The 18,315-nt window shown below is 72.8% G+C and carries 19 protein-coding genes; 12 read left to right on the forward strand and 7 right to left on the reverse strand.

Annotated elements, in window-relative coordinates:
• The first annotated feature begins 1 nt into the window (after nucleotide 1).
• From MUB56_RS07980 to MUB56_RS08000, 5 genes are all read left to right on the forward strand, one after another.
• A complete protein-coding gene (locus MUB56_RS07980; RefSeq protein ID WP_244931370.1) occupies nucleotides 2–880 on the forward strand; it encodes an ABC transporter permease in 879 nt (292 codons plus the stop codon).
• On the forward strand, nucleotides 877–1,653 hold the full coding sequence (locus tag MUB56_RS07985) for an ABC transporter permease (protein ID WP_244931371.1): 777 nt from the start codon (nucleotides 877–879) through the stop codon (nucleotides 1,651–1,653). The genes MUB56_RS07980 and MUB56_RS07985 overlap by 4 nt, the downstream gene beginning before the upstream one ends.
• Entirely contained in the window at nucleotides 1,653–2,477 is an 825-nt protein-coding gene (locus tag MUB56_RS07990; RefSeq protein WP_244931372.1) for an ABC transporter ATP-binding protein, read from the forward strand. The genes MUB56_RS07985 and MUB56_RS07990 overlap by 1 nt, the downstream gene beginning before the upstream one ends.
• Nucleotides 2,478–2,509: 32 nt before the next feature.
• Complete coding sequence (locus MUB56_RS07995) at nucleotides 2,510–3,700, forward strand: flavin reductase (protein ID WP_244931373.1); 1,191 nt, start codon at nucleotides 2,510–2,512, stop codon at nucleotides 3,698–3,700.
• An 88-nt stretch (nucleotides 3,701–3,788) separates the two neighbouring features.
• Entirely contained in the window at nucleotides 3,789–4,664 is an 876-nt protein-coding gene (locus MUB56_RS08000; protein ID WP_244931374.1) for a VOC family protein, read from the forward strand.
• Nucleotides 4,665–4,742: 78 nt separating this feature from the next.
• Here the strand turns inward: MUB56_RS08000 and MUB56_RS08005 are convergent, their stop codons facing one another.
• Nucleotides 4,743–5,510: an IclR family transcriptional regulator gene (locus MUB56_RS08005; RefSeq protein ID WP_244931375.1), complete on the reverse strand. Its 768-nt coding sequence runs from the start codon at nucleotides 5,508–5,510 to the stop codon at nucleotides 4,743–4,745.
• A gap of 151 nt (nucleotides 5,511–5,661) precedes the next feature.
• Here MUB56_RS08005 and MUB56_RS08010 point away from each other — a divergent pair, with 151 nt between their 5' ends.
• Genes MUB56_RS08010 through MUB56_RS08020 form a run of 3 tightly spaced genes read left to right on the forward strand, consistent with a single transcriptional unit; the run spans nucleotide 5,662 to nucleotide 8,668 of the window.
• Complete coding sequence (locus MUB56_RS08010) at nucleotides 5,662–6,984, forward strand: aromatic ring-hydroxylating dioxygenase subunit alpha (protein ID WP_244931376.1); 1,323 nt, start codon at nucleotides 5,662–5,664, stop codon at nucleotides 6,982–6,984.
• Nucleotides 6,981–8,102, forward strand: coding sequence for a VOC family protein (locus MUB56_RS08015; RefSeq protein WP_244931377.1), 1,122 nt, complete (start codon nucleotides 6,981–6,983; stop codon nucleotides 8,100–8,102). Before MUB56_RS08010 ends, MUB56_RS08015 begins: the two co-directional genes overlap by 4 nt.
• A 17-nt stretch (nucleotides 8,103–8,119) precedes the next feature.
• A complete protein-coding gene (locus tag MUB56_RS08020; protein WP_244931378.1) occupies nucleotides 8,120–8,668 on the forward strand; it encodes a 3-phenylpropionate/cinnamic acid dioxygenase subunit beta in 549 nt (182 codons plus the stop codon).
• Nucleotides 8,669–8,970: 302 nt separating this feature from the next.
• Here the strand turns inward: MUB56_RS08020 and MUB56_RS08025 are convergent, their stop codons facing one another.
• From MUB56_RS08025 to MUB56_RS08035, 3 genes are read right to left on the reverse strand one after another with little or no spacing between them, the layout of a single operon-like run.
• Nucleotides 8,971–9,939: an aldo/keto reductase gene (locus tag MUB56_RS08025; protein WP_244931379.1), complete on the reverse strand. Its 969-nt coding sequence runs from the start codon at nucleotides 9,937–9,939 to the stop codon at nucleotides 8,971–8,973.
• The gene (locus MUB56_RS08030; protein ID WP_244931380.1) at nucleotides 9,936–10,268 is read right to left on the reverse strand and encodes a bifunctional 3-phenylpropionate/cinnamic acid dioxygenase ferredoxin subunit; all 333 of its coding nucleotides are present in this window, start codon (nucleotides 10,266–10,268) and stop codon (nucleotides 9,936–9,938) included. The genes MUB56_RS08025 and MUB56_RS08030 overlap by 4 nt, the downstream gene beginning before the upstream one ends.
• Nucleotides 10,269–10,305: 37 nt before the next feature.
• Nucleotides 10,306–11,040, reverse strand: coding sequence for an antibiotic biosynthesis monooxygenase (locus MUB56_RS08035; RefSeq protein ID WP_244931381.1), 735 nt, complete (start codon nucleotides 11,038–11,040; stop codon nucleotides 10,306–10,308).
• Nucleotides 11,041–11,143: 103 nt separating this feature from the next.
• Here MUB56_RS08035 and MUB56_RS08040 point away from each other — a divergent pair, with 103 nt between their 5' ends.
• Entirely contained in the window at nucleotides 11,144–12,391 is a 1,248-nt protein-coding gene (locus tag MUB56_RS08040) for an FAD-dependent oxidoreductase (RefSeq protein ID WP_244931382.1), read from the forward strand.
• On the opposite strand, the gene MUB56_RS08045 is transcribed toward MUB56_RS08040, so the two are convergent.
• The 3 genes from MUB56_RS08045 to MUB56_RS08055 are packed head-to-tail and all read right to left on the reverse strand — an operon-like array spanning nucleotide 12,388 to nucleotide 14,662.
• A complete protein-coding gene (locus tag MUB56_RS08045) occupies nucleotides 12,388–12,645 on the reverse strand; it encodes a DUF6752 domain-containing protein (RefSeq protein WP_244931383.1) in 258 nt (85 codons plus the stop codon). The genes MUB56_RS08040 and MUB56_RS08045 overlap by 4 nt on opposite strands.
• Nucleotides 12,642–14,240 (reverse strand): class I SAM-dependent methyltransferase, encoded by a 1,599-nt coding sequence (locus tag MUB56_RS08050; protein ID WP_244931384.1) that lies wholly within the window; start codon nucleotides 14,238–14,240, stop codon nucleotides 12,642–12,644. Before MUB56_RS08050 ends, MUB56_RS08045 begins: the two co-directional genes overlap by 4 nt.
• A complete protein-coding gene (locus tag MUB56_RS08055) occupies nucleotides 14,237–14,662 on the reverse strand; it encodes an adenylyltransferase/cytidyltransferase family protein (protein ID WP_244931385.1) in 426 nt (141 codons plus the stop codon). Before MUB56_RS08055 ends, MUB56_RS08050 begins: the two co-directional genes overlap by 4 nt.
• A 160-nt stretch (nucleotides 14,663–14,822) precedes the next feature.
• Between MUB56_RS08055 and MUB56_RS08060 the strand changes: the two genes are divergently transcribed.
• The 3 genes from MUB56_RS08060 (at nucleotide 14,823) to MUB56_RS08070 (ending at nucleotide 18,313) form a co-directional block, all read left to right on the forward strand.
• Nucleotides 14,823–15,122: an STAS domain-containing protein gene (locus tag MUB56_RS08060; protein ID WP_244931386.1), complete on the forward strand. Its 300-nt coding sequence runs from the start codon at nucleotides 14,823–14,825 to the stop codon at nucleotides 15,120–15,122.
• An 84-nt stretch (nucleotides 15,123–15,206) separates the two neighbouring features.
• Nucleotides 15,207–16,310, forward strand: coding sequence for a hypothetical protein (locus MUB56_RS08065; protein ID WP_244931387.1), 1,104 nt, complete (start codon nucleotides 15,207–15,209; stop codon nucleotides 16,308–16,310).
• A gap of 8 nt (nucleotides 16,311–16,318) precedes the next feature.
• Nucleotides 16,319–18,313, forward strand: coding sequence for an FAD-dependent oxidoreductase (locus tag MUB56_RS08070; protein ID WP_244931388.1), 1,995 nt, complete (start codon nucleotides 16,319–16,321; stop codon nucleotides 18,311–18,313).
• Nucleotides 18,314–18,315: the final 2 nt, after the last annotated feature.

Here is an 18,315-nt window from a genome sequence, read left to right on the forward strand (position 1 = left end):
CATGGGTGCAGTGATCGCTCGGACGTCCACCGACGCGGGGGCCACCACCCCCGCGCCGGCGGGCGCCGCACCCGACGACGCGGCGCGCCGGCGCTCCCGGGCCGCACGCGGCGCCACGGTGGTGTCGCTCGCGCAGAAGACCTGCGCGCTGCTCGTCGCCCTCGTGGTCTGGCACGTGTTCGCCAAGACCGGCGGCTCGGCCGCCGGGGTGCCGACGCCGCTCGAGCTGGTCGACACCGGGTCGGGCATGGTCACCACCGGTGACTACTGGTCGGCGGTCGGCAACACGCTCACCTCGGCACTCATCGGGTTCGCGCTGTCGGTGCTGATCGCTGTACCGATCGGTCTGCTCAACGGCTCCTTTCCCGCCATGGAGCGCAGCACCCGCTTCGTGATCGACTTCGGGCGCACCATCCCCGGTGTCGCGATCCTGCCGGTCGTGCTGCTGCTCTTCGGCTCGAACCGGTCGATGGTCCTGATCCTGGTGATGTTCAGCGCCGTGTGGCCGATGCTGGTGCAGGCGACGTACGCCGCCCAGCAGCTGTCGCCGCAGATGCGCCAGGTCGCCACGTCGTTCCGGCTCAGCCGCACCAGCCGGATCCGGGACATCTATCTCCCCTCGGCGCTGCCGTTCCTGATGACCGGGCTGCGCATCTCCGCGACGATCAGCCTGCTGATCACGATCTCCTCGGAGTTCCTCGGTGGTGCCCCGGGCCTCGGCCAGCGGCTCTACAGCACGCTGACCGTCAACGACAACGACCGAATGTTCGTCTACGTCGTCACCGCAGCCCTCTTGGGCGTCGCGCTGAACTTCCTGCTCGTGGCGGCCCAGCGGCGAGTGCTGTGGTGGCACCCCTCCGAGAGGGAGAAGAACCGATGAACGTCATTCGCCGCGTCCTGTGGGAGCTGTGGCTCCCCGTGCTGCTGGTGGCCGTCTGGTGGTTCGCCAGCGCCAATAGCACCAGCTTCTACTTCCCGCCGCTCGCCGACATCGCCGACGAGTTCGTCGAGATCTGGTTCTTCGAGGGCATCCAGAACGAGATCTGGCCCAGCGTTCAGCGCCTGGCCATGGGCTTCGGCATCGCCGTCGTGGTCGGCGTCGTGCTGGGCATGGTCCTCGGGGTCGTGGGCTGGCTGGAGAACGCCGTCCGCCCGATCGTGGAGTTCCTGCGCGCCACCCCCGGTGTCGCCGTCCTCCCCGTCATGGTGCTGCTGCTCGGCCTCGGCACGAGCATGAAGGTCGGCATCATCGCGCTGGTCGCGACCTGGCCGATCCTGCTCAACACGATCGACGGCGTCCGCTCCGTGGAGCCGGTGCTGCGCCAGGTGGCCGCGAGTCACCGGCTCAAGATGAGCGACCGGATCCGGTTCATCATCCTGCCCAACGCGGCGCCCCAGATCTTCGCGGGTGCCCGGACGGCCCTGGCGATCTCGGTGGTCGCGATGGTGATCTCGGAGATGGTCGGCACCCCCGGCGGCGTCGGCTACTTCATCCTCGACGCCCAGCGCAGCTTCAACACCGTGGCCATGTGGACCGGCATCATCGCGCTCGGCATCCTCGGGTACCTGCTCAACAAGCTCTTCGCCATCGTCGAGGGCCGGACGCTCGCATGGCACCGCGGCATGACCGCGCACAACAACGGAGGAAAGTGATGACCGTGACCACCGAGAACACCGCGGGGAAGCCCGCCGCCAGCTCGGACACCCCGGTGATCCAGGTCCAGGGCCTGGGCCACGCCTACGGTCCACGACAGATCTTCGAGGCTCTGGAGTTCTCGGTCGGTCAGGGCGAGTTCGTCTGCATCGTCGGCCCGTCCGGCGTCGGCAAGACCACGCTGCTGCAGAGCCTCACCGGCCTGCTGCAGCCCAGCCAGGGCGCCGTCGTCTTCGAGGGCAAGACCGTCAAGTCACCGCCGGAGGGCCTGGCGATCGTCTTCCAGGACTACAGCCGCTCGCTGATGCCGTGGCTCTCCGTCCTGGACAACGTGGCGCTGCCGCTGCGGTCGATGGGGATCAAGAAGGCCGAGCGCATCCGGCTCGCCACCGAGGCCCTGACCGAGGTCGGTCTGCGCGACGTGACGGGGGCCTACCCCTGGCAGCTCTCGGGCGGCATGCAGCAGCGGGTCGCCATCGCGCGGGCCCTGGCCTGCCAGCCGCGGGCGATCGTCATGGACGAGCCGTTCGCCTCGGTCGACGCGCAGACGCGCTCCGAGCTGGAGGACCTGGTCCTGCGGGTGCGCGACCACCTCGGCATCACGGTGATGCTGGTGACCCACGACATCGACGAGGCCGTCTACCTGGCCGACACGGTGCTCGTGCTCTCCGGCAAGCCGGCGACCGTCGCCGCGATGATCCCCGTGGACCTGCCGGTGCCGCGGCACCAGCTGGACACCAAGGCGCTGCCGAAGTTCGCCGAGCTGCGCACCGAGGTCTACCGGCTCATCAAGAAGTCGGTCGCTCCCTCGGCGCCGGCCTGATCGTCGCAGCCGACCGGGACAGGAGCACCACCATGGAGACCTCCCACTCGTTCGACCCGGCGCTGTTCCGGGAGACGCTCGGTCACTACCCGACCGGCGTCGCGGTCGTCACCGCGATCGACGACACCGGCCGGCCGGTGGGGATGGTCGTCGGGTCCTTCACCTCGGTGTCCCTCGACCCGCCGCTGGTGGCCTACCTGCCGACGCGCTCGTCGGGCAGCTACGCGCGGCTGCGCACCAGCCGGCACTTCTGCGTCAACGTCCTCGCGGCCGACCAGCAGGACCTCTGCGGCCGCTTCGCCTCGCGGGCCGAGGACAAGTTCGAGGGCGTCGAGTGGGAGCCCGCCGCCGAGGGGTCGCCCGTGCTGGCCGGCGCGGTGGGCTGGATCGAGTGCGAGGTCACCGAGGAGCTCGACGGCGGCGACCACGTGATCGTGGTCGGCCGGGTCCTCGACCTGGCCGTCCAGCGGCCGACGCTGCCGCTGCTGTTCTTCCAGGGCGGCTACGGCCGGTTCGCCCTGCCCTCGCCGGTCGCGAGCTCGGACCCCGAGCTGATCGAGAGCGCCCAGATGGCCGAGGTGGTCCGCGGGCCGCTCGAGGCACTCGCCCGTGAGCTCGGTGCCGACTGCAGCGTGATGGCCCGGGTCGGTGACGAGGCGGTCTTCGTGTCGGTCACCAGTCGGGGTGGCCACGAGGCGGGCAGCCTGGCGGTGGGCCACCGGATCCCGCTGATCCCCCCGGTCGGCACGGTCTTCTGCGCGCAGGCCCCGGACGACGAGGTCGAGCGCTGGCTGAGCCGCGCCAAGGCCTCCGACGAGGACCGGGCCAGCTTCCGCAAGAACCTCGCCGCCGTACGCCGGCACGGCTACTCGCTCTCCCTGGTGCCCCAGGTCTCGACCGACCGGGTCGCGCTGATGAGCGACTACTCCGGGGTCGACGTGATGCCCGTCCACGAGCGCCGGATCCGCCAGATGATCTCCGAGAGCGCCTCGCTCTACGAGCCGGTGCTCGACCCGGACCAGACCCACGACCTGCACTCGGTGATCGTCCCGATGCCGACCGACGAGGAGCAGACCCGGCTCGCGCTGCGGCTCTCCGGGCTGCCGCACGGTGCCACCGTCGAGCGGGTCGAGGAGTGGATCGCGGCGCTGTCCCGGGTCGCCCACGAGGGCGCGGCCCTGCTGCGCGAGCGCGCCGGCCGCGCCGCCGCGGCCCGACCGTAGGTCCTTTTCCGCTCCGTGCCACGAGCACTGGGAGCGTCCGGCGCCGGGGCGCAGGATCACACCAGGACTTCTAGACGAGGAGAACGACATGCACGCGAAGGTCAAGGCCCTGGGGTACGCGGTGATCACCGCGACCAACCTGGACGAGTGGGTGGAGTTCGGTTCCGGCCTGCTCGGGCTGCAGGTGGCGCACCGTGACGACGACCGGCTGCTGCTCCGGATGGACCACTACGCCTACCGCCTCGACGTACGTCGTGCCGACGAGGGCGGGGCCCTCGCGCTGGGCTGGGACGTCGGCGGCCCGGAGGCGCTCGCCGAGCTGACCGCCCGCCTCACCGAGGCCGGCTACGCCGTCGAGCAGGGCACCCCGGAGCTCATCGAGGAGCGCAAGGTCGTGGACGTGGTCCGCTTCCGCGACCCCGAGGACATCATCGACCACGAGCTGTTCTGGGGCCTGAAGAGCACCACGGAGAAGTTCGTGTCCCCGATCGGGGCGAGGTTCGTCGCCGGCGACCTCGGCTTCGGTCACGCCTTCCAGGCGCTGCACCAGGGCAACGACGCGTACAACAGGCTGTTCCGCGAGATCCTCGGGTTCCGCCTCAGCGACCACATCGAGATGCCGGGCGACCTCGGCACCTTCCTGCACTGCAACCCGCGGCACCACTCGTTCGCGTTCGCGAACGCCCCGCACCGCAAGGCGGGCATCGGTCACTTCATGTTCGAGATCGACGACCTCGACCTGCTCGGTCGCCAGTGGGACGCCGTCCAGGACGCCGGCGTGACGATCCTGTCCACGCTGGGCAAGCACACCAACGACGAGATGATCTCGTTCTACGTCCGCAGCCCCTCGGGCTTCGGCATCGAGTTCGGCGTCGGCGGCATCCTGATCGACGACGAGTCCTGGCTGCCGGTCCGCTACGACTCCGCCCACTACTGGGGTCACAAGCGTCCCGAGGGCGTCTGAGCCCCCTCCTCAGCGACACGGTCCTGCCCTCTCCCCCCTCGGGCAGGGCCGTGTTCTCGTTCCCGGGCGTGCGGTGGCTCAGCCCCCGGCAGGGGAGAGCCGCGCGCTGATCCGCGCGGCGGCCGCCGCGACCAGCGCGGCAGAGCGGTCCCAGCCCACGCCGAGGGCGGGACCGGACAGCGAGATCGCGGCGACGGCCGTCTCGTGGGCGAGCAGCGGTGAGGCGACGGAGACCGCTCCGACGGCCATCTCCTCGTGCTCCCGAGCCGTGCCCGTCTCCCGGATCGTGCTCAGCTCGCGCAGCAGCCGCCCCGGCTCGCCGATGGAGTACGCCGTCCGCCGCGGCAGACCGTCGCGGAACTGCTCGCCGACGACCTCCGGGGCGGCGTACGCGAGCATCGCCTTGCCGAGTGCGGAGCAGGTCGCGGGGAGCCGGACGCCGGGACTGGTCACCGGCCGGGACAGCCGCGCGGTGCGCCGGTGGTGGACCTTCTCCAGATAGACGATCTCGGTGCCCTCGAGCACCGCGAGGTAGGCCGTCAGCCCGGTGGCGACGTGCAGCTGGCTGAGCTCGCCGATGGCCAGGTCGCGCAGGCCGCCGGGGCGGTAGGCGCCGACCCGGACTCCGAGCTCGAAGAGCTGGAGGCCGAGCCGGTAGCCGGTGCCCTCGCGCTCGACCAGGCCGATCGCCTCCAGCTCGCCGAGCGTGCGGTGGATGGTGGACTTCCACAGGCCGGTTCGGCGCGCCAGCTCGCTGACGCCGACGACCCGCTCGGGACCGCGGAAGGCCTGCAGGATCGTGCCGGCCTTCGCGACCGCGCTCTGGCGTTGAACCGGTTCCGTCACGTGACCACTGTGCTGACCGGCGGCGGCCGACGTACCGCGATTTCCGCCAGGTGAGGCGGTCGTTCCGGGGTGCCGAACGCGTCCGTTGGCGCGGCGTCCGGGGCGGCCGGAGGGTGAGGGCACCAACGACGGCCCCTCCAGGAGGCAAGCAGTGACGACCGACGTCAGCCGATTCATCGACGTCGACCGCGGGGAGATCCAGGGCGAGATCTTCCACAGTGCGGAGATCTACGAGCAGGAGCTGGAGCGGGTCTGGGCCCGGTCCTGGGTCTTCCTGGCCCACGACTCGATGATCCCCAAGCGCGGCGACTTCATCCAGACCTACATCGGCGAGGACCCGGTCGTGGTCGTGCGCCAGCGCGACGGCGGCGTGAAGGCGTTCCTCAACCAGTGCCGGCACCGCGGCATGCGGATCTGCCGGGCCGACCGCGGCAACGCCAAGGCGTTCATGTGCTCCTTCCACGGCTGGGTGTACGACACCGCCGGCAACCTGATCGAGGTGCCGCACGAGGAGACGGCGTACCGGCCCGAGGTCTTCGACAAGTCGGACTGGGGGCCGCGACCGGTGGCCCGGCTGGAGAGCTACCGCGGCTTCTGGTTCGGCACCTGGGACGCCGAGGCGCCCTCGCTGACGGACTACCTCGGCGACATGGCGTGGTACTTCGACGCGCACTTCGACCGCTACGCGTCGGGCTTCGAGGCGATCGCGGTGCACAAGTGGGTGATCGGGGCGAACTGGAAGCTCAACGCCGAGCAGCCCTCGTCCGACATGTACCACGGCGACGTCACCCACGTGTCGGCCAAGCAGGTGATGGGGATCGGCCCGACGCCGGACCGCGAGGGGCACCAGTTCAGCGGCACCTTCGGGCACGGCACCGGGTGGTGGGACGTCGGCGGCAACACCCGCCGCGCCTCGGTCGGCGACGCCTGGCTCGCGGACCACCGCGAGGAGGTCGTCGAGCGGGTCGGCGAGCGCCGGGCCGACGGCGTCCGCGGCCACGCCAACATCTTCCCGAACTTCATGTTCCTGCATAACGGCACCATCCGGGTCACCCACCCGCGCGGCCCGGACGAGTTCGAGGTCTGGGCCTGGACGATGGTCCCGGCCGACGCGCCGGCCGAGCTGAAGGAGGAGATCCGGGTCAAGGTGCTGCGCACCTTCAGCCCCGGCGGCCTCTTCGAGCAGGACGACGCCGAGAACTGGGTCGAGGAGCAGCGGATCATGCGCGGCTACATGGCCCGCCGCAGCCCGCTCGTCTACACGATGCGGATGGGCGAGGCGAGGCGCGACCAGCACGGCCTGCCCGGCCTCACCGTCGACCACCCGTACGCCGACGAGGGCTCGCGTGGGATGTACCGCCACTACCTCGACCTGATGATGTCGCCGACCTGGGCCGACGTCATCGAGCGCAAGCGGGAGCGAGACGAGCCCGTGACGGCTCGCCCGCTCGACAAGAACGGAGTGAGTCGATGAGCGCACTGCTGCCCGTGGAGCGGCTGATCTCGATCGGGGTCGTCGTCGACGACCTCGAGCGGGCCACCCGCCGCTACGCCGAGATCCTCGGCATCGACACCTGGGAGGTGCGCGAGCTCGGGGCCGACCGGCTCAGCGACGTGACCTCCCACGGCCGACGCGTCGAGGCGTCGTTCCGCACCGCCACCGGTACGACGCACGGCGCGGCCCGCGAGGCCGGGGTCTCGCCCGGGCCGGACGGCGTACCGGTGACCTTCGAGCTGGTCCAGCCGCTGACCGGCGAGACGCCCTTCCACGAGCTGCGCTTCCGCCGCAGGCAGGGCATCAGCCACCTGACCCTGAGTGTCGCCACCCGGGCGGAGTTCGCGGTGATCCGCGAGCGGCTGGCCGCGGCCGGCATCAGGGTCTCGGCCTCGATGACGGTCGACGGCGTCGTCGAGCGGCACTTCGTCGACACCCGCAAGGTGCTCGGCGGCTACCACGTCGAGGTCGTCGTGAGCGACGAGGAGCGCCCGGTACTGCCGGCCGACGAGGTCTGGGACCACTCCGGGACCTACGAGCGGCCGGCGGGCGTCGGCCCGCTGCCGGTGCAGGGCGTCGGGCACTTCGGCGTCGTGGTCGAGAACGTCGTGGAGACCATCGAGCGCTACCACGAGGTCTTCGGCATCGAGCAGTTCCGGATGCGCGACTGGCGCACCGAGCCGGGCCTGCTGGACCGGCCGTTCTACCGCGGCGAGGACGTCGACCACGAGTACTACACCGGCCTCGCGCCGTTCCGGGACTTCGGCTTCGAGATCATCGAGCCGACGCTCGGCCCGAGCCACTACAACCGGGAGTTCCGCGACCTGTACGGCGAGGGCGTGCACCACCTGCTGCTGTCGGTCACCGCCGACGAGGAGCTGTGGGACGCCAACCGGGAGTGGCTCGACTCGATCGGCGTGCCGCTGGCCATGGGCTCGACGCTCGTCGGCGGCTCCGGCGAGTTCGTCTACTACGACACCGCCCCCGACCTGGGCGGCTGGATGCTGGAGGCGACCTGTCGCCACTTCGCCGCCGAGCCGCACCTGGTCCGGCCCCACTACGTCATCGACTTCGCGGCCCTGGCCGCGGTCGTGTGATCGCCACGGAGACGACGATGGACATCCTGATCAAGCACGGCTCGGTGCGGCCCGCCGACGCCGAGACCACCCACGCCGTCGCACAGTTCCTCTACCTGGAGGCCGACCTGCTCGACGAGTGGCGCTTCGAGGAGTGGCTCGAGCTGCTCGCCGAGGACCTGTACTACTGGTCGCCGACCCGCGAGAACCGGGTCTACCGCGAGCGCAGGCACGAGACCGCGGCGCCGGGCGGCTCGGCGTACTTCGAGGAGACGCGGGCCGACATGGTGCAGCGGGTGGAGCGGCTGGCCACCCACATGGCGTGGGCCGAGGACCCGCCCTCGCGCACCCGGCACCTGGTCAGCAACGTGCGGGTCTTCGAGACCGACCGGCCGGGGGAGTACGCCGTGTCGTCGAACTTCGTGGTCTACCGCACCCGGAGCGAGCGCGACCAGGACGAGATCGTCGGTCAGCGCCGGGACGTGATCCGGCGCGCGGACGGGGCAGCGGGCTTCGAGCTGGCGCACCGCGAGATCCGGTTCGACATGGCGACCCTGCTGATCAAGAACCTCAGCTCGTTCTTCTGAGGTCCGGGCGGGGGCGCCGCCTCAGGCGCAGCCGGGTGCGTGCTCGGCCCGCCGGTAGGTGGCGACGACCTCGCCGTCCAGGGTGTACTCCAGGTGGTCGGCGTCGCTGAGCTCGGCGTACCCGTAGAGGACCTGCCACGAGCGTGTATCGGCCTCGGGACCGTCGTCGGTGCGCCGCCAGCTCTCGTCGCCGAACCAGAACCAGTTGACGCCGTCGGAGTTCCGCAGGAGTCGACCGGACCAGACCGCCGGCTGGGCAGGAAGGTGGGGTACTCCGTCACACAGGGGTGGGAATCCCGCCTTCAGACCCCGCTGGTGTGACGGAGTATCCCGACGGCGTCCCGGACCTCGCTGTCCAGGTCCACCGTCATGGCCGGGTTCAGCGCGGCCAGCTCCTCGACCGACTCCGGTCCGATCACGGCGCTGACGACGCCCTCCTGGGCGAGCACCCAGGCGAGCGCGAGCACCGCGGGGTCGAGGCCGTGCGCGTCGGCCACCGCGGCGAAGGCGGCGGCGAAGCGGCGGTCGTCGGCGTCCGGTCCCGGCCCCTGCCAGCGGGCGGAGCCCAGGTGGGTGCGCTCCGCGGTGCCGGCGGCGAGCAGACCGCCGGCCAGCGGGCTGAACGCGGTCACCGGCACGCCGAGATGGCGGCAGGCGGGCAGCACCTCCGACTCGACCTGGCGGTGCCGGGCGCTGTAGCGGACCTGGTGCACGGCCGGACGGGGTACGCCGAGGGCGTCGGCGCGCAGCACGACCTCGGTGGCCTGCCAGCCGGCGTACGTCGAGATCCCGTAGTGCCGGATCGAGCCGTCACGGATCAGCTCGTCGAAAGTCAGCAGCAGCTCGTCGACCGGGACGGTCGGGTCGGGGTGGTGGGCGTGCAGGACGTCCACGTGGTCGGTGCGCAGCCGGCGCAGGCTGCGCTCCAGCGCGCGCCGCACGTGCGTGCGACCGAGCCCCGCACCGTCGGGGCCGTCGAGGATCCGCTCGCCGACCTTGGTGCAGAGCACCACCTCGTCGCGACGCGCTCCGAGCACCCGGCCGAGCAGCTCCTCGGCCGAGGCCCGCTCCGTCGCGGCCGGCCGGCCGGGGCGGTCGAAGCGGGCCTGGTCGCCGTACGAGCTGGCGGTGTCGAGCAGGTTGATCCCGGCGTCCAGGGCGGCTCCGACCAGCCGGTCGACGTCCTCCGCCCGCGGGGCCACCCCGAAGGTGGCCGTCCCGATCGCCAGCCGGGACACGGCCGGCCCGGTGTCGCCGAGCGGGACCCTCACGCGGGCAGCGCGATCACGCTGTCGTCGAGCAGCACGTGGATCTCGCCGTCCTCGACCCTGACCTCGTAGGTCCGGATCGGTCCGGTCGCCGGGAGGGTCTTCGCCGCGCCGGTGCGCAGGCAGAACTTCGCCATGTGCCACACGCACTCGACCTCGCCGTCCTCGACGTACCCCTCCGAGAGCGAGGAGTCGGCATGGGAGCAGGTGTCGGCGGTCGCATAGAACTCGCCGTCGAGGTGGAAGAGCGCGATCGGCGGGCGCACCGAGTCGACCTTGAACCCCTCGCCGTCCTCGATCTCGGTCGCGGCACACACCTTCAGCCAGGTCATCGTGGTCCTCTCGTCGCGGGGGTACGTCGGTCGTGGGTCAGGCCGGCCAGTCGACCGTGGTGGACCAGGCGTCCTCGGCGCGCGGCAGCCAGCGGTCGTAGAGCAGGCGGAACTCCTGCTGGCGGTAGAACTCGGCGCCGTTGCTGCCGAACGTGCGCTCGGCCCGGACCCGGGCCGGGCCGCCGCTGCCGCTGCGGCGGCGCAGGAGCCAGTGCTGGTCGTAGATCCGCTGGGACTCCCACAGCTCCAGCAGCAGGATGTGTCGCGGGTCCTCGACCCCGCGCATCCAGGCGAACTCCAGGCAGCCCGGCTCGCGCCGGGTCTCGGCCTCGTTGGCGAGGAGGCCGGGCGCCTCGGCGTCGGGGTCGGCGAAGCAGGACTGGATCACGATCCGCACCGCCCCGCGCGCGGGCCACACGATGCGCCGACCGGCGCTCTGCGAGGCGGCGGTCCAGACGCCCTCGACGGGCGCGGCGTACTCGTGGGCGTAGGCCTCGGTGCCCGCCTCGTCGCGGCTGGCCAGCTCGGCCGGCAGCGAGGCGACCGCGCCGTCGGCGACCGCGGCGGCGTACGCGTCGTGGGCGTCCTCGTCCTCCCACAGCTGGACGACCGCGACCTGGTCGGGGGAGCTCAGGCTGCGGTACGCCTCGGCCTCGCGGCAGCCGGGCAACGAGCGGGCGGCGACGGCCTCAGCGGCCAGCCGGCCGGTGGCGGTGGCGCTGGCGGTGGCGGTGGCGGGCAGCGTGAGGCGATGCAGGATCCGGAGGGGCACGGACCCACCCTGAGCGCCGCGACCGGGCCGGACCAACGGCGCCGTTCGGCGCACCGGAACGCGCCGCGCGGCGTGCTCGACCCGGCGTCGGTAGACCTGCCCCATGGATCTCACACCGCCGAGCTCGATCGGCCTGGTCGGCGGCGGCCTCGCCGCCTTCTGGGCCGCGCAGACCCTGCGCGCCCAGGGGTACGACGGCCGGCTGCTGCTGGTCACCGACGAGCCGCACGCGCCCTACGACCGGCCGCCGCTGTCCAAGGAGGTGCTGCTCGGCACCCGGGAGAGCGCCCGGACCGAGCTCCTCGGCCCCGAGCTCGTCGCCGAGCTGGACCTCGAGCTGGTGCTGGGCGACCGCGTCACGGACCTCGACGTCGATTCCGGCCGGCTGACGCTCGAGTCCGGGATCCGGGTGCCCGTCGACCGGGTGCTGCTCGCCACGGGCGGCCGGGCCCGCGCGCTGCGGGTCCCGGGCGCCGACCTGCCCGGAGTCACCGTGCTGCGGACCCGGGAGGACGCCGAGCGGCTGCGCACGCTGCTGGTCGCCGGGGGACCGGTCGTCGTCTTGGGCGGCGGCTTCATCGGCCTGGAGGTCGCGGCGGCGGCGCGCGCGCTGGGCTGCGAGGTCACCGTCGTCGAGGCGGCCGACCGGCTGCTGGCCCGGGCCGTCCCGGCCACGGCCGGCGAGCAGGTCGCCCGGGCCCACCGCGCGAGCGGGATCCGCGTCGAGCTCGGACTCGGGGTCGCCACGATCGCCGGCGACGACCGGGTCCGGGAGGTCGTCCTCACCGACGGCCGGCGGATCGCGGCGAGCTGCGTGGTCGTGGGCATCGGCATGACGCCGGCCGACGAGCTCGCCCGCGCCGCCGGTCTCGAGGTCGGCGACGGCGTCCTCACCGACGCCGGTCAGACGACGTCGAACCCGCACGTGCTCGCCGCCGGGGACGTCGCCTGCTCCCCGGACCCGTGGCACGGCGGCCGGGTCCGGGTCGAGCAGTGGCAGAGCGCCCAGGTGCAGGGGGTCGCGGCGGCCCACACGATGCTGGGGCTGGCACCGCCGGCGCCGCCGGTGGCCTGGTTCTGGTCCGACCAGGGCGAGGTGCGCCTGCAGGTCGCGGGCGTCCCGGCCCGCGGCCGCGACGTCGTACGACGCGGCGGCGACGGCGACTCGTGCACCCTCCACCTCGACGCCGGCCGGGTCGTGGGCGCGGTCTCGCTGAACCGGCCCCGCGACCTGCGCGGGGCGATGCTGCTCATCGAGTCCGGCGCCGTCGTCGACCCCGCGCTGTTCGCCGACGAGTCGGTGGACCTGCGGCGGACGGCGCGGGCGACCTCGCCGTCCGGGAGGCGTTAGGCCTGCCCGGCGCGGTAGGCCGCCAGCACCTCGGCGACCCGGTCCTCGTCGCGCTCGGACAGCGGGATGAGCAGCTCGGTGACCACGTCGGTGAGCTCGGCGATGCGCCGGTTGAGCTGACGGTTCTCCTGCGCCTCCTCCTCCAGCGCGGCCAGCCGGGCGCGGACGGAGACGGGGCGGGGGCGCAACTGCTCCCAGCGGTCGCGGGCGATCCGGGCCCGGGACTGGACGGCGCTGAACGGGACGGCACTCATGCGTCGCTCCTGTGCTTGCTTCTCGGGGTGCTGCTCTGGGTGGTTCGGGACGACCCGCGACGGGACGGCCCGCGACGGGGCCAGCCGAGCCGGAGCCGGGCGACGGCCGGATCGGGCCGGCCGACCAGGTCGGTGCCGGGACCGACCTCCTGGTGCTCGACGACCCCGCCGGCCGCCTCGATCTCGGCCACCAGCGCGTCCAGGTCGACGCGTCGGGCCGGGCCCACCGGCTCCGGCAGCCCGGGCCCGGCGATGGCCAGCTCGAGGAACGAGGTGCGTCCGGTCATCCGGCACAGTCGCCACAGGTTGGCGCGCTCGGCCTCGTCGAGGGCACCGACCAGCTGGCGGGCGTGCACGTGGTGGGGTCTGCGGGCCAGGTCGGCGCCCAGCGTCAGCACGGCTCGCAGGTCCCCGAGGGCGACGACCTCGAACGGCACCTCCACGTCGAGGCGCCGGGCCCGCTGCTGGAACACGCTGCGGGCGGCCCGCGCGAAGTCGACGGCGAGGACGGGACGCCCGGTCCGGGCGTACCAGAGCGCGTCGCGACCGGTGCCGCACCCGAGGTCGACGACGGGCGCGTGGCGCGGCAGCTGGCTGTGCACCCAGCCGGCGAAGTCCGAGCGCCGGGTCGGCGCGGAGGGGCCGCGGCGGTGCAGGTCGGTCCAGGTCCCGACCTGGGTGCGGAACCCGCGCAGCCACCCGTCGAGGCGACGGATGCCGGCGGGCGGGTCGGCGTACTTGAACGACGGGTCGGGGACCCGCCAGCTCGGCCCGTAGACGAAGGCCAGCATCGCCTCGGGGTCGGCCGGTGCCGGGAACTCGACGCCGTGCAGCTCGATCGTCGAGACCGGCAGGATCGCGGAGACGGGCAGCGTCCCGCTGCGGTTGCCGAGTTGGAAGAAGGTGTCGCCGACGTAGAACGCGACGAAGATGTCGATGTGGCACTCGCGGCCGTCGGAGAGCGGCAGCAGCAGCTTCACGTCGCCGCCGGACATCCGGATGCAGCGCCAGCCGCGCGAGCGCATCACCCGCTCGACGTGGAACGACTCCAGGATCACGTCGGCCGGCGAGGCATGCCGCGAGAGGTAGCAGACGTCGGTGTCGGAGTCGTGGGCGATCATCGCCCCGTCGCGCACGGCGCCGAGCAGGGCGCCGTAGTTCAGGTAGGCCTCGACACCGGCGTGCTCGCGCAGGTCGTCGAGCGCGCGGCGGGTGCCGTGCAGGATCTCCTCGCGGATCGCCTCGTCGGTGTCGTCGAAGGCCCGGCACAGGTGGCCGACCTTGTCGATGGCCAGCGGGTTGCCGTGCCGGTCCTCGACCCGCACCCGGGCCAGCTCGTCGGCCGGCGTCCCGAGCACCACCTCGTCGTCGAAGACCGCCCGCCCGCCGTCGACGTCGGCGACCCGGACCGCGCTGCGCCCGTGGAGGTACGACGTCAGTGCCGACGGCCACTCGACGAGCAGCCCGGAGCCCTCCGGCCGCCCGTCACGCAACGGGGTGAAGGACCAGACGTAGCGACCGTCCAGGGTGACGACCAGGGGGGTGGGGTGCGGGGAGTCGAGCCAGACGCCGTCGTCGGTGACGGTCGCGGTCATCCGGCGAGGGCGCTGCCGATGACCGAGCGCAGCGCCGTGCTCGAGGTCTGCAGCGTGTAGGGGAACCAGGCGATCTCGACGCCCAGCTCCTGCATCTGGACCACCAGGGCATCGCCCTTCGCCGTGCCCTGCCAGTCGTCACCCTTGAAGAGCCGGTGGAAGCCCACCTGCCGCCAGGCGTCGGCCTTGTCGGCCGTGGTCTCGGCGAAGACGGCGTCGACGATGCCGATCGCGTCCACGATCTCGAGCCGCTCGGCGAGGGGTACGAACGGGCGCACGCCCTTCTTCTGCTCGCACACCTCGTCCGAGACGACGCCGGCGACCAGCACGTCGCACCTCGAGCGGGCCTGACGCAGCGCGTTGAGGTGACCCACGTGGAAGAGGTCGTAGACGCCCGGCACGTAGCCGATGACCGGTCCCATGAGCACTCCTCGTTCATTAAGACGTACTAAGTTGCTCGACTTTATCCGATCTATAGGGAAGATGCGCAATCGTGCTAGACCGGCGCGCCGCGCGGGGGGTGGCCGAGATGGATGACCTTCCGCCGGCCCGCGGTGAAGGAGGGGTGGCTACGGTGGCGCCGTGCCCCTTCCCTCCTGTCGGATCGAGCCCGACGGCGCCGACCGGCTCCGCGTCGAGGGCGACCTCGACGAGCTCGGTGTCCCGGCCCTGCGCAGCGCGCTCGAGATCCACGGCGCGGCCGCCGAGCTGACCGTCGACCTCAGCGACGCGTCGTACGTCTGCTCCCAGGCGGTCTCGGTCCTGGTCGGCTCGATGCGCGGCGCGGAGGCCGCGGGCCGCCGCCTCGTGGTCGCCGCCCGGTCCGGGTCGATCGCCCAGCGGGTCCTGCAGGTGCTGGTCATCCCGCACGAGGCGACCTGAGCGGTGGGGCGGGCGACCCGGCGCGCCCCGCGGGATTCCGGACAGCCCTTGTCCCGAAAGAACGACGGGTCTAGGTTCCGCGTCATGGCACTCCAGCGTCCGATCCGGGTCTTCCAGGTCGCCACCGGCAACGTCGGCACCGAGATGGTCAAGCGGCTGCAGCACCATCGCGAGCTGGAGCTGGTCGGGCTGCACTGCTACTCGTCCGACAAGGTCGGCCGCGACGCGGGCGAGATCGCCGGCATCGGCCCGGTCGGGGTCCTGGCCACCGGGACGGTCGAGGAGATCCTGGCGGCGCGGCCGGACGTGCTGACCTTCCACGGGGTGTGGCCCGACGTCGACCTCTACGTCCGGGTCCTCGAGGCCGGCATCGACATCGTGACGACGGCCGACTGGATCACCGGCCACCACCGCGACGCCAACCACCCTCGCCCCGACGGCCGCACCGAGACCGAGCTGATCGCGGCGGCGTGCGCGGCCGGCGGCTCGACGTTCTACGGCACCGGCATGAACCCCGGGCTCGCCCAGATCCTCACCACGGTGCACTCCGCCGACGTCGCCGAGATCGAGAATGTCACCTGCATCGAGTCCGTCGACGTCTCCTGCCACCACTCGTCCGACACCTGGGCCAACTGCGGCTTCGGCCGGCCCGTCGACGACCCGGAGGTGCCGCGGCTGCTGGAGATCGGCACCCGCGTCTTCGGCGACGGGGTGCACTTGATGGCCGACTGCTTCGGCATCGAGCTCGACGAGGTCACCTTCGACTACCAGCTCGGCGCCTGCACCAAGGACGTCGACCTGGGCTGGTACCTCCTCCCGCAGGGCTCCGTCGGCGGCGCCGCGTTCCAGTACGTCGGGAAGGTCGCCGGCGTACCCCGCGTCGAGCTGCACCTGGAGTGGCAGATGACGCCGCTGACCGAGCCGAAGTGGGACGTCCAGGGCTGCTACATCACCAAGATCCAGGGCGACCCGGTGATCTACAGCAAGCACCTGATCCTGCCGAAGCCCGGCACCGACTTCTCCTCGGTCGAGGCGTTCGCCTCGATCGGCATGACCGTGACCGGGATGCCGGCACTCAACTCGATCCCCGCCGTGGTCGCGGCCCCGCCCGGCATCGTTACCAGCGCCGACCTGCCGCTCCGCGCCTTCGGCGGCCGGTTCGTCGAGGCGGCGTACGCCGCCCGTTGATCCGCACCGTGAGCGACTTCCCGCACCTGCTGCGCCCGGGCCGGATCGGGTCGATGACGACCCGCAATCGCATCGTCATGTCGCCGATGGAGACGATGTACGGCACCCCGGACGGGCTGCCCTCGGAGCGCACCGTCGCCTACTTCGCCGAGCGCGCCGCGGGCGGCGTCGGGCTGGTCACCCTCGGCGCGACGGGGATCGACCACCGCCACCCTGAGACCCCGGGCGGTCTGCACCTCGGCACCGACGAGGCCGTCGTCGCGCACCGCCGGCTGGTCGAGGCGGTGCACGCGCACGGTGCCCGGATCCAGCCGCAGGTCGTGCACGCGGGCCCGGACGGGCTCGGCCCCGAGATGCACGGCGTGCCGTCCCTCGGCCCGTCGGTGATCCCGTCGTACCTCACCGGGCGGCCGTCGACGGAGCTGACGAAGGATCAGATCGTCGAGCTGCTCGACCTCTACCGGGCGGCGGTGCGCCGCGTCGCGGAGGCGGGGTACGACGGCCTGGAGCTGCACGCCGCGCACGGCTACATGATGATCGGCTCGTTCCTGGCGCCGCAGCGCAACCGGCGCACCGACCGCTACCGCGGGTCCAGCCCGGAGGGCCGGCTGCGGTTGCTGCTGGAGGTGCTGGCGGCGATCCGGGCCGAGGTGGACCTGCCGGTCACCCTGCGGATCTCGGGTTACGAGCGGGTCGCCGGCGGTCGGCCGGTGTGGGAGACCGCGGGTGCCGCCCCGCTGCTCGTCGAGGCGGGGGTGGCCGCGTTCCACGTCAGTGGCGGGGTGATCGACCGGCTGGTCACCCGGATGGTCAACGGCGCGGACGACGGCGACGGAATCAACGTCGGCGCGGCCGCCGCGGTCAAGCAGGTCGTCGACGTGCCGGTGATCGCGGTCGGGCGGCTGCACGACCCGGTGCTCGCCGAGCGGGTGCTGGCCGACGGACGGGCCGACTTCGTCGCGATGGCGCGGCCGCTGCTCGCCGACCCCGACCTGCCGCGCAAGCTCGCGAGCGGCCGGGGCGACCGGGTCCGCCGCTGCATCTCGTGCGAGAACTGCATCGACTCCCTCGAGCAGCGCTTCTCGGTGGACTGCGCCGTCAACGCCCGGACCGGTCGCGAGCTGGAGCTGCTGCCCGAGCCGGTCGTCCGACCCCGCCACGTGGTGGTCGTCGGCGGCGGTCCCGGCGGTCTGGAGACGGCCCGGGTCGCCGCCGGTCGCGGCCACCGGGTGACGCTGCTCGAGCGAGGCGGCCGGCTCGGCGGTGCCCTGGTCTGGGCGTCGGTGGTGCATCCCGAGAACGAGCCCTTCCTGACCTGGCTGCTCGCGGAGGTCGCGCTGGCGGGGGTCGACGTACGCCTCGGTGCAGAGGCGACGCCGGAGGCCGTCGCCGCCCTCGCCCCCGACGCGGTCGTCGTCGCCACCGGCGCCCGGATAGAGGTGCCGACGCTGCCCGGCGCCGAGCTTCCCCACGTACGACGGGGCGTCGAGCTCCGCGAGCGGCTCGCGCGCCTGCCCGGCCAGCGGCTGCTCCGTCCCGGTCTGCTGCGCGCCGCGAGCCGGGCCTGGCTGCCGGTCGGTCGCCGGGTCGCGCTCGTCGGCGGGGACCTGGTCGCGGTCGAGCTGGCGGAGTTCCTGGCCGACCGCGGGCGCCTCGTCACGATCCTGGAGGAGGGCGCCGAGCTCGCGCCCGAGGTCGGCTGGAAGCGCCGTACCGAGCACATGGACCGCCTCGACCGGCTCGGCGTCACCGCTCACGTCGGCGCGGTCGTCGAGCGGATCACTCCCGGCGGGCTGTCCTTCCGGCCCGCGGGCGGCACGACGAGGGACCTGGCCGCGGACACCGTCGTCCTCGCCGGAGCCGCGCAGGCCGACCTGACCCTGCACGACGCCCTGGTCGCCCGGCTCCCCGGCGTGCCCGTCCACCCGGTGGGCGACTGCACCGGCCTCGGCCTGATCCGCGGCGCCGTCGAGTCCGCCTCCCGAGTTGCCCACGCCCTCTAGAC

Source organism: Nocardioides sp. W7 (genome assembly GCF_022919075.1).
Lineage (GTDB): Bacteria > Actinomycetota > Actinomycetes > Propionibacteriales > Nocardioidaceae > Nocardioides.